General features: G+C 40.4%; 6 protein-coding genes and 3 pseudogenes. 6 read left to right on the top strand and 3 right to left on the bottom strand.

What is annotated here, in order from left to right; translation table 11 throughout:
- Both NXX38_RS14555 and NXX38_RS14550 read right to left on the bottom strand, forming a co-directional pair.
- Positions 1–687 (bottom strand): TrkA family potassium uptake protein, encoded by a 687-nt coding sequence (locus NXX38_RS14555; RefSeq protein WP_217722946.1) that lies wholly within the window; start codon positions 685–687, stop codon positions 1–3.
- A 4-nt stretch (positions 688–691) separates the two neighbouring features.
- Positions 692–2,520: pseudogene (locus NXX38_RS14550) on the bottom strand (TrkH family potassium uptake protein).
- A 132-nt stretch (positions 2,521–2,652) separates the two neighbouring features.
- On the opposite strand from NXX38_RS14550, the gene NXX38_RS14545 reads away from it, so the two are divergent.
- Complete coding sequence (locus NXX38_RS14545) at positions 2,653–4,023, top strand: TrpB-like pyridoxal phosphate-dependent enzyme (protein WP_195650169.1); 1,371 nt, start codon at positions 2,653–2,655, stop codon at positions 4,021–4,023.
- Positions 4,024–4,155: 132 nt separating this feature from the next.
- On the opposite strand, the gene NXX38_RS14540 is transcribed toward NXX38_RS14545, so the two are convergent.
- On the bottom strand, positions 4,156–5,301 hold the full coding sequence (locus NXX38_RS14540) for a helix-turn-helix domain-containing protein (protein ID WP_258979906.1): 1,146 nt from the start codon (positions 5,299–5,301) through the stop codon (positions 4,156–4,158).
- Between the two features lie 210 nt (positions 5,302–5,511).
- On the opposite strand from NXX38_RS14540, the gene NXX38_RS14535 reads away from it, so the two are divergent.
- From NXX38_RS14535 to NXX38_RS14515, 5 genes and pseudogenes are all read left to right on the top strand, one after another.
- Positions 5,512–6,252 (top strand): anti-sigma factor antagonist, encoded by a 741-nt coding sequence (locus NXX38_RS14535; protein WP_258979905.1) that lies wholly within the window; start codon positions 5,512–5,514, stop codon positions 6,250–6,252.
- A 12-nt stretch (positions 6,253–6,264) separates the two neighbouring features.
- Positions 6,265–7,216 (top strand): annotated as a pseudogene (locus NXX38_RS14530) (ABC transporter substrate-binding protein).
- Positions 7,217–7,229: 13 nt separating this feature from the next.
- A complete protein-coding gene (locus NXX38_RS14525) occupies positions 7,230–9,167 on the top strand; it encodes a SpoIIE family protein phosphatase (RefSeq protein WP_217722948.1) in 1,938 nt (645 codons plus the stop codon).
- A 12-nt stretch (positions 9,168–9,179) separates the two neighbouring features.
- The gene (locus tag NXX38_RS14520) at positions 9,180–9,587 is read left to right on the top strand and encodes an ATP-binding protein (protein WP_004325354.1); all 408 of its coding nucleotides are present in this window, start codon (positions 9,180–9,182) and stop codon (positions 9,585–9,587) included.
- A gap of 97 nt (positions 9,588–9,684) precedes the next feature.
- A pseudogene (locus tag NXX38_RS14515) lies at positions 9,685–13,747 on the top strand (two-component regulator propeller domain-containing protein).
- The last annotated feature ends 93 nt before the right edge of the window (positions 13,748–13,840 follow it).

The following is a 13,840-nucleotide window of genomic DNA, read 5'->3' as shown; positions in this document are numbered from 1 at the left end:
TTAAATAGCTTTCCAAAAAGTTTGGAAATCTCGGTATCTGCCGTAACAAACCAGCTCATCTCCCTCTTCCACTTTCTCATCCGCCGATAATTCATTCTTCACATGAAGTTCGGTCAGAGAAATACCCAGGCAATTGGTTATCTTATTTGCCCGTTTCAAGCCTATCATTTTCAGATGAAATTCTTCATCCAGATTTAACTCATTCACAAAATATCCTACAAATTTTTCTGGAACCGTGAACTTCACAACATAATAATCCTGATCAATGCGGAACCCTTCCATGTTTGTGCCGAAATCGAGCAGTTGCACCAGACTACGGGCAGCATCTTCTTCCGGAGTCAGGATTCTTTCAAGATCAAAGGCTTCAAGCACTGCTTTATGTACTGCATCAATAGCACGGGCAAAGATGCGGGGAACCTTTTTCTGCTTCAACAGAGCAACAACACGTATCGATGCACCAAAATTCTCACCAATCGCTACAATCACTATATCCACACTATTCAATGGTAACACTGACAATGATTGTTCGTCAGTGGCATCAATGACAAAAGCTGTAGCAACCTTATCTTTGATTGAATCTATACGACTTTCACTAATATCCGCACCAATAATCTCGTGTCCTAACGCAGACAATTCCTCGGCCAACACATGACCGTAATTTCCTAAACCGATAATAATATACTTCATATCTTTAGTTTATTATAATGTTATCACTCGGATAACGGTATTTTGTATTCTTTTTCTGTTTTACAATTCCCAACATCAATGTTATCAATCCCACACGTCCGATAAACATCAACAAGGATACCAACAACTTACTGGCATCACACAAATGAGGGGTCAGATTCAGACTGGATCCTACAGTACTAAGTGCAGAGACACATTCGAAAGTCAATGCCATGATGGAAACACCCGGTTCGAGTATGCTCAATGTGAAAATAAAGATGAATAACACTCCCAATGACATGACTACTGTTGCGTTGGAACGCCGGATTGAATCGTAAGACAATTCCCTGCCGAACACTTCTACCCGTTCAGTACCACGCAATACGGCTACAAGATTCAGAACCACGACCGCAAAAGCATTCACTTTCACACCACCTGCCGTAGACTGTGAACCACCGCCAACCCACATCAAGAATAGATAAACCAATAAAGTCTGCACGCTCAACGATGCCAGATCGACACTACTGAAACCGGCTGTTCGCGGACAAGTGGCATTAAAGAAGGCTTGAGTCCATTTGTCTGCCAAAGGCATACCGGCAAAGGAAGCATTCCACTCAAAAGCAGCAATAGCTAATGTACCGATTAATAAAAGCAGGAAAGTCATGATTAGCACAATTTTCGTATTCAGGTTATAGAGATGCTGCATTTTGTGACGATCCAGTTTACGTGTACAGACCAATTTCCAGAAACGACACAGGTGATACAATACAATATCCTTGAAATTGACAAGAATGGGGAAGCCAATCCCCCGAAGATTATCAGTAAAGAAACAGAAATAAACAGTCCATTATGATTGGCCATCACCATCGGATTCCCTAAATTACCGGAAAGTGTAGAAAAGCCTGCATTACAAAAAGCTGATATAGAATGGAAAGCAGCAAAACCTAACTCCCCTTCCAAAGTCATTCCCAACGTACCGTGAATACTAAACCAAATCGAGGCCATGCCAATCCCTTCAATCACTAAAGTAAAACCTAATATATATAGTAAGGTAGACAGTAATGAGCCTAACGAATTGGAACTAACCATATCACGCACAACGAGCTGATTGTAAATGGAAGTGTTCCCCATGAAGAACATGGCAAAGAAGCTGGTTAATGTCATCACTCCTAATCCGCCGATCTGAATCAATAGAATTATGACAACTAATCCGGAAGTGGTGAATGTTGTAGATACATCTACCGGAACCAACCCTGTAACACATACGGCACTGGTAGCCGTAAATAAAGAGTCCACCCAAGTAATGCCATTCACCGTGCAGCGCGGAAGCATCAACAAGCCTGCTCCAATCAGGATAATAGCCATAAAACTGACTGCCAATATCAAGGACGGATTGGTACGCCGTCCCAACAGGCGCACCAGCCCATTGGACAAGTTGAGGAAGGAAAGGACTAATAGCAACAGGAGATGATAAAACTTCCCATGCAGGAATTCCCAAATCTGCAAAATAGCTCCTTCTTCTTCCGGACGGTGAAAAATGACGGGTATTAGAGTGAGATATAACAATCCGCTTAATATCCAGGCCAATCGCCGGTATTGTTTTTTAGTATTCCGGTATTCCAGTGAGATATGTAAAGTTACATCAATCAGAAAGATGATCCAGACTGTTTTATACAATGTCTGCAAATTCGCCACTTCATCTATGGATAAGGGAAAGCCGTGTTCATATACTACTCCGACAATCAACAACAGAGATGCCAGATAGGTGAGTGCTTCTACCAGCCCCAACAAGATACGTACATAGGGTTTTAGCAGTTTATTCTGATACAATAAAAACTTATGATAAATCTTCATATCATCTTTTTTAACAGGGTCGTGCAAACTTAAGTAAAATAACAATTAGAACCGATTCTTTGTTGACAAAATTTTCTGAATATTAAAAATTTGAGTACTTTTGGCAACAAGAAACTAAAAAACTACAATATTATGAGTGAAAAAAGAAAACGGTATATTTTACCCGAAGAAGAAATTCCACACTACTGGTACAACATTCAGGCTGATATGGTAAACAAACCTATGCCTCCGTTACATCCGGGAACCAAACAACCACTGAAAGCGGAAGACTTGTATCCGATTTTCGCTAAGGAACTGTGTCATCAGGAACTGAATCAGACCGATGCATGGATCGAAATACCGGAAGAAGTGCGCGAAATGTATAAATACTATCGCAGTACTCCGCTAGTTCGTGCTTACGGATTGGAAAAAGCACTCGGTACTCCGGCTCATATCTATTTTAAGAATGAGAGTGTCAGCCCTATCGGTTCACATAAGTTGAACTCTGCATTGGCACAGGCTTATTATTGCAAAGAAGAAGGGGTGACCAACATCACCACTGAAACCGGTGCCGGACAATGGGGAGCCGCTCTTTCTTATGCAGCTAAGGTTTTCGGTTTGGAAGCTGCAGTTTATCAGGTAAAGATCAGTTATGAACAAAAGCCATACCGCCGCAGCATCATGCAGACTTTCGGAGCACAGGTGACTCCTTCTCCATCCATGTCTACCCGTGCCGGTAAGGATATTCTAACTAAACATCCCACTTATCAGGGTTCGTTGGGAACAGCTATTTCGGAAGCTATCGAACTGGCACAAATGACTCCCAACTGTAAATATACGCTCGGTTCTGTACTTAGCCATGTTACTCTTCACCAGACTATTATCGGACTGGAAGCTGAAAAACAGATGGAAATGGCAGGTGAATATCCGGATATCGTAATCGGTTGTTTCGGAGGTGGTTCCAATTTCGGAGGTATCTCTTTCCCATTCATGCGTCACACGATACAGGCAGGAAAAAAGACTCGTTTTGTTGCTGCCGAACCTGCTTCTTGCCCGAAACTGACACGTGGTAAGTTCCAGTATGACTTCGGTGATGAAGCCGGATATACTCCGTTGCTACCGATGTTTACCCTGGGACACAATTTTGCTCCGGCCCATATTCATGCCGGTGGTCTTCGTTATCATGGTGCAGGTGTCATCGTTTCACAGTTGCTCAAGGACAATCTGATGGAGGCAGTAGATATACAGCAATTGGAATCTTTCGAAGCAGGTTGTCTGTTTGCACAGTCTGAAGGTATTATTCCGGCTCCAGAGTCCAGCCACGCTATTGCAGCGGCTATCCGCGAAGCTAACAAATGCAAGGAGACAGGAGAAGAAAAAGTAATCCTGTTTAATCTTTCCGGACATGGCCTGATTGATATGGCTTCTTATGATAAGTATTTGGCCGGTGACTTGGTAAACTATTCATTGACTGATGATGATATTCAGAAGAATTTAGACGAAATAGGAGATTTAGCTAAATAAATAACCTGTTAGTTTCAAGTTTCACCACAGATTACATAAAAGAAACATCGATTCTGCATTGATAATCTTTGAATTACAATCAAATCCGTGCTAATTCTATGATCTGTGGTGATTCTTTTCCCACACTCCTTATTAATTTTCTCTATTGAGCATCTCCATATATTCACTGGGAGACATTTTTTCCACACTCGCAAAATAACGGTAAAAACTGGAACGGGAGGTAAAGCCGCTCAAAAACATTAATTCCTTTACTGTAAGGTCTTTTTTCAGCTGTGCCTGTTCTTTAAAATACTGCAAACGGTAGAAATTAATATAATCTCTGAAACCGGAAAAGCCATCATAATGAAGAGCCTTATTGAGTCTGTTTTCATTCGTATTCAAATCATTCAAGAAATCCTGTAAGGAATATAGAGGATTAGTAAACGATTTACTATGTTTCATAAGACTTTGCATCTGATTGGATAGTTCAAGAACGACAGGTGAAACTGCAATTTCCCGAATGGCTTCTATTTCTTCCATCTCCAACTCTTCTACAGGCTGGGGAGGTAAAGAAAGCGGATTCTCATTACGCAAATATAGTATATTTAAAAAAAGGACGGGAAGGATTACAATATAACCGAACATGTTAAAGCATAATCCACTAGTACCCAGCATCAGCCAAATATAGCCGGACATGATGATAGCAAAACACATCATATAAATCGACATTGCCTTACTCTGTTTACGTCGGACTGGGATCCATCGTCTCATATATGGAAAGAGGAAATTTACGGAAGGAGTAATTACACTGATTATAAACAGCATCAGCCTTACCCGTACATCCTGTTCTCCAATATTCTCCCGAATGGAGGCAAAAGATTTTAGAGTAGTATAGTGACCGTTGAAAAACTCATAACAACAAGCTATACATGTGATCAGCAAAATAGGAATACATAAACTGACGACTCTTGAAAAAGTCATCCATCCCGGTTTCAATGAGGCTATAGGAAAAATAGAAAAGAATTGAAAAAAGACAATCACCCGGACAATATGCCATATCGAAAGATGATTCATCGGAACTTCAGTAAAACGCGGAATCGTCTCCTCACCTCCTCTACTGAAAATCCACATCCATTCCAGATTATCACACAAAAGAAGAAGGGACAGAGTGATAGCCAATACTCCCCATGCTTTTGTAAGTCCATTATTGTCTGAAGAACGTGAATAAACAAGTATTCCCAATACCAAGCCCACAATATCCAGCAACAATTCAATGCAGAGAACAATTACGTTTACCATGTTTTTTTGTTTTGAGCGACAAAAGTAGTCTTTTCGCGAAAAGAACGGGAGCATCCCACTTGCAAAAAGCGTCCCAATATAGGGAGATTAGCTAAAATGGGAACTATTTGGGGGTAATATATTTCAGACTTTTCACCTTTACTAATACTTTTGTGGCAGCATTCACCCCAAACAAGAATAAATTATAATATGACGCGCTACTTAAAGAATATGGAAAAGGAAATCACTATCGAAAATCAGGTAGAGGAAATTGCAATAATTGCCCAATTCATCGAAGAATTAGGCATATCATTACATTTACCTTCCGGCATTACAATGAGTCTCAATCTTGCTATTGAAGAAGCAATAAGCAATATTATCCATCACGGTTACCCTCAAAATCAAAAAGGTGAAATCATATTGAAAACTTCCGTGGCACCCGGACTACTGATTGCCCAAATTATTGACGATGGTATTTCATTCGATCCCACAAAATCTGAAAATGAAGCATCAGGAGATGCACTATCTCTGGAACAGCAACTGACACAAGGTTTGGGGCTCTTTCTGATTCGCCGCACCATGGATAAAGTAGAATATCATTCGACGGACAGTCAAAACGAACTAATCCTGACTAAAAAAATAGACATGGATTTCAAACCGGAGGCAACTCTTAAAACGAACTTATGTAAAATAGAGGAAGTTATCATACTCACTGTTGAAGGACGATTGGACACTGCCAATACGAACGAATTCAATGCTCTCATCCAACCTCTGCTAAGCATTCAGAATCCTAATATAATAATCAACTGCGAAGGATTACTATATATCAGCAGTTCCGGTTTAAGAAGTCTGATAACCCTCCAGAAAAGTGTAAAGCAACACAGCGGACAACTTGTATTGGAAGCTATGCGTCCGGAAATACGGAAAATATTCGATATGACAGGCTGTTCCAGCCTTTTTATCATTCGTTAATCCCACTTAGTAATGAGAAAAGCATCTATTATTTGCTGTATCTTGCTATCTCTGTTCTTTCTGACAGAACCGGTGAATGCGCAGTCGATTAACCTCACACCTAAATGGACGGCACAAGCACAATTTGCAGGCTATTACGTAGCTGACAAACTAGGATTCTACAAGGAAGAAGGACTTGACGTACACGTAGTACATCCTTCGCTTTCGGCAAGCTCTTTTTCTTTCCTGCAGAAAGGATATTCGCAAGCGGTAGTTATGAACCTATCGTATGCCCTGACTGAATATTTTGCAGGTGCACAGGTAGTCAATATCTTGCAAACCTCACAGGAAAACAGCCTGATGCTTGTCAGTCGTTCACCACTCAAGGGTATTTTATCTTTGCAACATAAGAAAATAGGGGTATGGAATCATCTTAGTCAAGAACTACTGGATCAAATAGCCAACAAATATCAACTCCAGGTGGAATGGATACGTTTCAATGGGGGGAGTCAACATTTTCCTATCAAAAGCTGTGGATATTTGTCTCGTAGGAAGTTACAATGAGTTTCTACAACTAATTGAAGCCGGTGTAAAGACTGATTCAATTCATATCATGCATTTCTCGGATTATGGATATAACCTGCCGGAGGACGGACTTTATGTTAGCAGAGAATTCTATCAGAAATATCCTCAAGCAGTACAGAAATTAGCCCGTGCCAGCATGCGTGGCTGGGAATGGGCAAATGAACACCGCGAACAAACATTGGACATCGTAATGGAACAAGTGCATCAACACAACATAGGAACCAACCGGTATCACCAACGTAAAATGTTGGATGAGATACTAAGGTTACAAACAAACAAGAAGAGCGGGCAACGTCCCTATCGGCTAAGCCGGGAAGAGTTTAATCTGGCAACAAGTATTTTGTTGCCGGATCAAACTCAAAATTCCAATGATATCCGTTATGAAAATTTTGTAAAATAATAGACATTCATTCATGAAATACACATTCTCCCATTCTTTTGCAACCCGACTAAGTATCTACGTACTATCTTTTACGTTAATTATCTTTGCTACTATCATGGCGTTATTTTATTATTATAGCCAACAGAAAGTAACGGGCTTTGCAATCGAACGCACTCATGGACTATTAAGTAACATTGCTACAGAAATCAGCGGTCAGCTACTGTCTGTTGAGACGACTGTCAACCAATCTGTCTGGGTCTTGGAAAAGAATATTGATCACCCGGACTCTTTACACAATATTATAGAATCTGTTGTAAGAAACAATCAGTTCATCGTCGGAAGCGGCATAGCTTTTGTTCCCGACTATTATAAGGAAAAAGGGAAATATTTCATGCCTTATGCTTCTTTTAAGGATGAAATAAATGGAGAAATAACCTATCAGGTATTGGGCAGTCAGAATTATGACTATCCATGCATGGATTGGTATCTTATTCCCCAGTTACTTAAACAACCTTATTGGAGTGAGCCTTACTATGACGACGGAGGGGGAAACTTCATCATGAGTACTTATGCCAAACCTCTGTTTGACAGCAAAGGGGAACTATATGCAGTTTTCACTGCCAATATATCCCTGACACAATTCACTGATACAATCAGTCTACTGAAGCCTTATCCTTCCAGCTACACCTATTTAATTAGCCGTAACGGAAGCTTTCTGACTCACATGGACCGAAGCAAGATCATGAATGAAACGATATTCTCCGAAGCTTTCGCCAAAGAAAATCTAGCACAGGAACAGATCGGACACGAAATGCTGGCAGGACATACCGGAACTATGCGCTTCAATAATAAAGGAGTCGACTCGTATGCATTTTACACAACCATTCCTCAAATAGGATGGTCGGTATGTACTGTTTGTCCAAGCCAGATTATTCTTCAGGAATTGGATAACACCTCACGGAAAATCATCTATACCTTTATGGTTGGTATGATAGCTTTATTTCTAATCATATACAGCATTATCCGACGCCTTGTCAGTCCACTGGAGAAATTCTCCGAATCAGCCCGGGAAATTGCGACCGGACGGTTTGATGTTATCCTGCCGGAAGTACATTCCAAAGATGAAATAAAGGATTTACATGATTCACTTGTCTTCATGCAACACTCTTTATCTACCTACGTAGGTGAACTAAGAGATACCACTGCCAGCAAAGAACGGATTGAAAGCGAGCTTTCCATAGCACGGGAAATTCAAATGGGGATGCTTCCTAAAATATTCCCTCCTTATCCCGAACGCAATGATGTAGATTTACATGCTATACTCCATCCCGCCAAAGAAGTAGGTGGAGACCTTTATGATTTCTATATGGATGGCAATCACCTCTACTTTTTAATCGGAGATGTTTCGGGGAAAGGAGTGCCCGCCTCTCTATTTATGGCTATCACCCGTAGTTTATTCCGCACCTTGTCACAACAGGTACTTTCGCCGGCTAAGATTGTGACGGATATGAACAACTCGATTTCTGATAATAACGAATCCAACATGTTTGTTACGCTTATTGTCGGAATCCTTGATTTGGAAACAGGTAAACTGAAACTGTGTAATGCCGGACATAATCCTCCCATATTGATTCGTCCGGACGGACAGGTTTCTTTCCTAGAATTCAAAACACAGATATTTGTCGGTGTCATTGAAGAATTTGCCTATACCGAAGATGAAACAACATTGGAGAAAGGAAGTAAACTGTTCCTCTACACCGATGGAGTGACAGAAGCTGAAAATACAGACAAAGAACTATATGGAGACGAAAAGTTATTGAAAACATTGTCTGATAATAGCACGTCTGATGTACGCACCACTGTTAATGGTATAGTGGACTCTATAGCAGAGCATGTCAAAGAAGCAGAAGCCAGCGATGACTTGACTATTTTACTTATTCAATATGAACCCGGGACAACAAACAATTAAGCACATATCATTATGGAAAGAGAAATAAAGATCTCAAACGATTTAAATGAAATTTCAGTTTTAGCCAGTTTCATCGAAGAACTGGGAGAGGAACTTTCTTTGTCATTTGAAACGACAATGAATATTAATCTGGCATTGGAAGAGGCCGTAGCCAATATAATTATGTATGCCTATCCGACTCAAGAACAACACACCATCCTATTAAGAGTAACTTACAGCGAAAAACAACTCGTTTTCCTATTAACGGACAAAGGAGCCTCTTTTGATCCGACACAAGTAGACGAGGTAGATGTTACGCTTTCTTTGGAGGAACGTCCAATCGGGGGGCTGGGAATATTCCTTATACGAAGCATTATGAACGAAATATCATACCAACGTATCGACAATGAGAATCACCTCATTATGAAAAAAGACATTTAACGCGGGGCGGAAAGATTGTATAGTTTTCCGGTCAATTCATGGGGTATATCAAAGATTTCACTATCTTTGATGCCATTATTAATCTTATGAACTAATAATGAGCAGCCTTAACAAAATAACAATCTGTCTACTTTTTCTATGTGCAGGAGTTAATTATGCTTTTTCTGATATTCCGGAGCAAATCAACTTCTCCTATATCTCTATTAATGAAGGATTGTCACAAAGTACCGTATTCTCTATCGATCAGGACCAACGAGGCAATATGTGGTTCGCAACTTATGACGGAGTAAACAAGTACGATGGGTATTCATTTACAGTTTATCAGCATAATGAAGATGATCCGAACAGTATCGCTAATGATATTTCCCGAATCGTAAAGACCGACAGTCAGGGACGGGTTTGGATCGGTACACGGGATGGTTTGTCATATTATGACGAAGAGAAAGACAAGTTCAGGAATTTCTTCTATGAGAAAAAAGGCAAGAAACAGCAAATCAATGGTATTGCAGAAATCTCGCCTGAGCAGTTGCTTATAAGTACACAGGAAGGTCTGACTATGTTCGATATTAAAGAATCACGATTCGTTGATGATTCTTTTAGCACAGCCATGCATAAGATAGTGGCTTCTGCTCTTTACCGGAATGGTGATATTATCTATATCGGTACCCCTGTTGACGGGCTTTACAGCTATTCCATTCCCCAAAAGAAACTGGAGAAAATTAGTCCGATAACAGGAACTAAACAGATTCAGGCCATTTTACAGCAATCCCCTACCCGCATCTGGATAGCTACCGAAGGAGCCGGTCTACTTCTACTCAATCCGAAAACGCAAGAAGTAAAAGCTTATCATCATTCTTCTTCCAATCCTAAAAGTATCAGTTCCAATTATATCCGTTCCCTGGCACTGGATTCGCAAAATCGCCTATGGATAGGAACATTCAATGATTTAAACATTTATCATGGAAGCAAACGATTCTTTCGTTTCTTATAGCAGCAGTCCGGTAGAAAGCGGGAGTCTGTCACAGCGTTCGGTCCGCAGTATCTTTATGGATTCGCAGGGCGGAATGTGGCTTGGAACATATTTCGGAGGACTAAATTATTATCATCCGATCCGCAACAGATTCAAGAATATTCAGCGTATTCCATATAAGAATTCTTTAAGTGACAATGTAGTCAGTTGCATTACCGAAGATAAGAATAAGAACTTATGGATAGGAACGAATGATGGTGGATTGAATCTATATAACCCAAAGACACAACAATTTACACACTATATTCTACAGGAAGACGAACGGGAAATCGGTATTGGTTCCAACAATATCAAAGCCGTATATGTAGATGAACAAAAATCACTTGTATATATAGGAACACATGCGGGTGGTCTGACTGTTCTCCACCGTAACAGTGGACAAATGGAAAGTTTTAATCAGCTGAATAGCCAGTTGGTCAATGAAAATGTATATGCCATTCTTCCTGACAAGGAGGGTAGTATTTTATTAGGAACTTTAAGTGCGCTGGTTAGTTTTAATCCGGAGAAACGGAGCTTTACCACCATAGATAAAGAAAAAGACGGTACGCCATTTACTTCACAACGAATCACAATCCTGTTCAGAGATTCCCGTAAACGTCTTTGGATCGGTGGCGAAGAAGGTATATCAGTCTTTCAGCAGGAAGGGATCGAAATAGAAAAAGCTCCTATTCTTCCGGAATCATCTGTAACAAAGATGTTTACCAATTGCATTTATGAAGCTGCCAATGGCATCATTTGGGTAGGTACGCGTGAAGGTTTCTACAGTTTTAATGAAAAAGAGAAGAAAATCAAACGATATACAACAGCTAACGGTTTACCCAATAATGTGGTCTACGGTATTCTGGAAGATACCTTCGGGCGTCTCTGGGTAAGCACCAACCGCGGTATCTCCTGTTTCAATCCGGAGACAGAGAAGTTCCGTAATTTTACGGAATCCGACGGGTTGCAGAGTAATCAGTTTAATACTTCTTCATTCTGCCGCACCTCTAATGGGCAAATGTACTTCGGGGGTATCAACGGTATCACAACTTTCCGCCCGGAACTCCTACTGGACAACCCTTACACTCCTCCGGTAGTTATCACTAAACTTCAACTGTTTAACAAGACAGTCCGTCCGGATGATGAAACCGGTATCCTGACTAAGAATATCAATGAAACAGAAAGTATCACGCTAAAATCATGGCAAACAGCTTTCACTATTGAATTTGTGGTATCCAACTATATTTCAGGTCAACACAATACTTTCGCTTATAAATTGGAAGGATATGATAAAGAGTGGTATTATCTGACAGACAAACGTACTGTCTCCTACTCCAACTTGCCGCAAGGTACTTATCATTTTCTGGTGAAAGCAGCTAATAGTGACGGAAAATGGAATACCGTACCTACAATGTTGGAAATCATAGTTCTCCCTATATGGTACAAGACTTGGTGGGCAATCATGCTTTTCCTTGCTGTTTTTATCGGCTTTATCACTTTCGTCTTCCGCTTCTTCTGGATGCGGAAGAGCATGGAGGCAAAACTGGAGCTCGAGCGCAAAGACAAGGAGCATCAAGAAGAAATCAACCAGATGAAGATGCGCTTCTTCATCAATATTTCCCATGAACTTCGTACGCCGTTGACTCTTATCTTGGCTCCTTTACAAGAAATAATCAATAAGATCAGTGACCGTTGGACTCGTAATCAACTGGAATATATCCAACGTAATGCTAATCGTCTGCTACATCTTGTGAACCAACTGATGGATTATCGCCGAGCCGAATTGGGAGTTTTCGAGTTGAAAGTTAAGAAAGAGAATGCGCATCAACTAATACAAGATAATTTCTTGTTCTATGATAAACTGGCACGCCACAAAAAGATTACTTATACTCTCCATTCTGAATTGGAAGATAAAGAGGAACTTTTTGATCCTAATTATCTGGAACTGATTGTTAATAACTTGCTTTCAAATGCTTTCAAATATACGGAAAGCGGTCAAAGCATCACTGTGACATTGAAAGAGGAGAATAATTGGCTGGTACTGCAGGTTAGTGACACCGGCATCGGCATTCCTATCAACAAACAGGGAAAAATATTCGAACGTTTTTATCAGATAGAGAGTGAGCACGTAGGAAGTGGTATCGGTCTTTCATTGGTACAACGTCTGGTAGAATTACACCATGGCCGTATCGAATTGGACAGTGAAGAGGGCAAAGGCAGCACTTTCTCTGTTTATCTGCCACAAGACATAAATACCTATAAGTCCTCCGAACTGGCTTCTAATGACAGTCTGAATGAGGAAGGTCAGGTATATTCCACCAATTCGAAAGAAATGTATTTCATTGATACGGAAAAGATCGAAAGCGAAACGATCGAAGCCGGTGACAAGAAGCGTGGCACTATTCTTATTGTAGAGGACAATAATGAAATCCGCCATTATCTTAGTAGCGGACTTGCCGAACTTTTCAATACGCTGGAAGCCGGGAATGGTGAAGAAGCTTTGGAAAAACTGAAAGACAATGAAGTTGACATCATTGTAACTGATGTCATGATGCCTGTGATGGATGGTATTAAATTATGTAAGAATGTGAAGCAAAATATCCGTACCTGTCATATTCCCGTGATTATCCTGTCTGCTAAAAGCGAAGTCAAAGACCAGATGGAAGGTCTGCAAATGGGTGCGGATGATTATATCCCGAAACCATTCTCGCTGGCTATCCTGACTACGAAGATACAGAATATGATGCGTACCCGCAGACGTATGCTTGAACGGTATTCTAAATCTCTGGAAGTGGAACCGGAAAAGATTACGTTTAACGCCATGGATGAAGCCTTACTGAAACGTGCCGTAGCCATTGTAGAAAAAAATATGGATAATATTGAATTCTCTACTGACGAGTTTGCCAGAGAAATGAACATGAGCCGTTCTAATCTACATCTCAAATTGAAAGCTATTACAGGCGAATCGACTATTGACTTTATACGAAAGATCCGTTTCAATGAAGCGGCCAAATTATTAAAAGATGGTCGCTACACGATAGCAGAAGTTAGCACAATGGTAGGTTTCAATACACCTTCTTACTTTGCTACGAGTTTCAAGAAGTATTTCGGATGTTTGCCTACGGAGTTTATCAAGAAAGCAAAAGGATAATTCCAGAGAAATCATAAATCCATAACCTGCCACATTATTGTATTTATTCTAAGTATTATAGGGGGAAATATAAAAATGTGGCAGAACTAAAAA

Origin of the sequence: Bacteroides sp. BFG-637, from assembly GCF_024793605.1 — a bacterium.
Lineage (GTDB): Bacteria > Bacteroidota > Bacteroidia > Bacteroidales > Bacteroidaceae > Bacteroides > Bacteroides vicugnae.
Note: the sequence above shows the minus strand (reverse complement) of the source record. Positions and strands in the feature narration are given on the sequence as shown.

Excerpts from the sequence above, each read along its gene's own strand:
- NXX38_RS14555 (WP_217722946.1), bottom strand. The coding sequence starts at position 687 with ATGAAGTATATTATTATCGGTTTAGGAAATTACGGTCATGTGTTGGCC.
- NXX38_RS14545 (WP_195650169.1), top strand. The coding sequence starts at position 2,653 with ATGAGTGAAAAAAGAAAACGGTATATTTTACCCGAAGAAGAAATTCCA.
- NXX38_RS14540 (WP_258979906.1), bottom strand. The coding sequence starts at position 5,301 with ATGGTAAACGTAATTGTTCTCTGCATTGAATTGTTGCTGGATATTGTG.
- NXX38_RS14535 (WP_258979905.1), top strand. The coding sequence starts at position 5,512 with ATGGAAAAGGAAATCACTATCGAAAATCAGGTAGAGGAAATTGCAATA.
- NXX38_RS14525 (WP_217722948.1), top strand. The coding sequence starts at position 7,230 with ATGAAATACACATTCTCCCATTCTTTTGCAACCCGACTAAGTATCTAC.
- NXX38_RS14520 (WP_004325354.1), top strand. The coding sequence starts at position 9,180 with ATGGAAAGAGAAATAAAGATCTCAAACGATTTAAATGAAATTTCAGTT.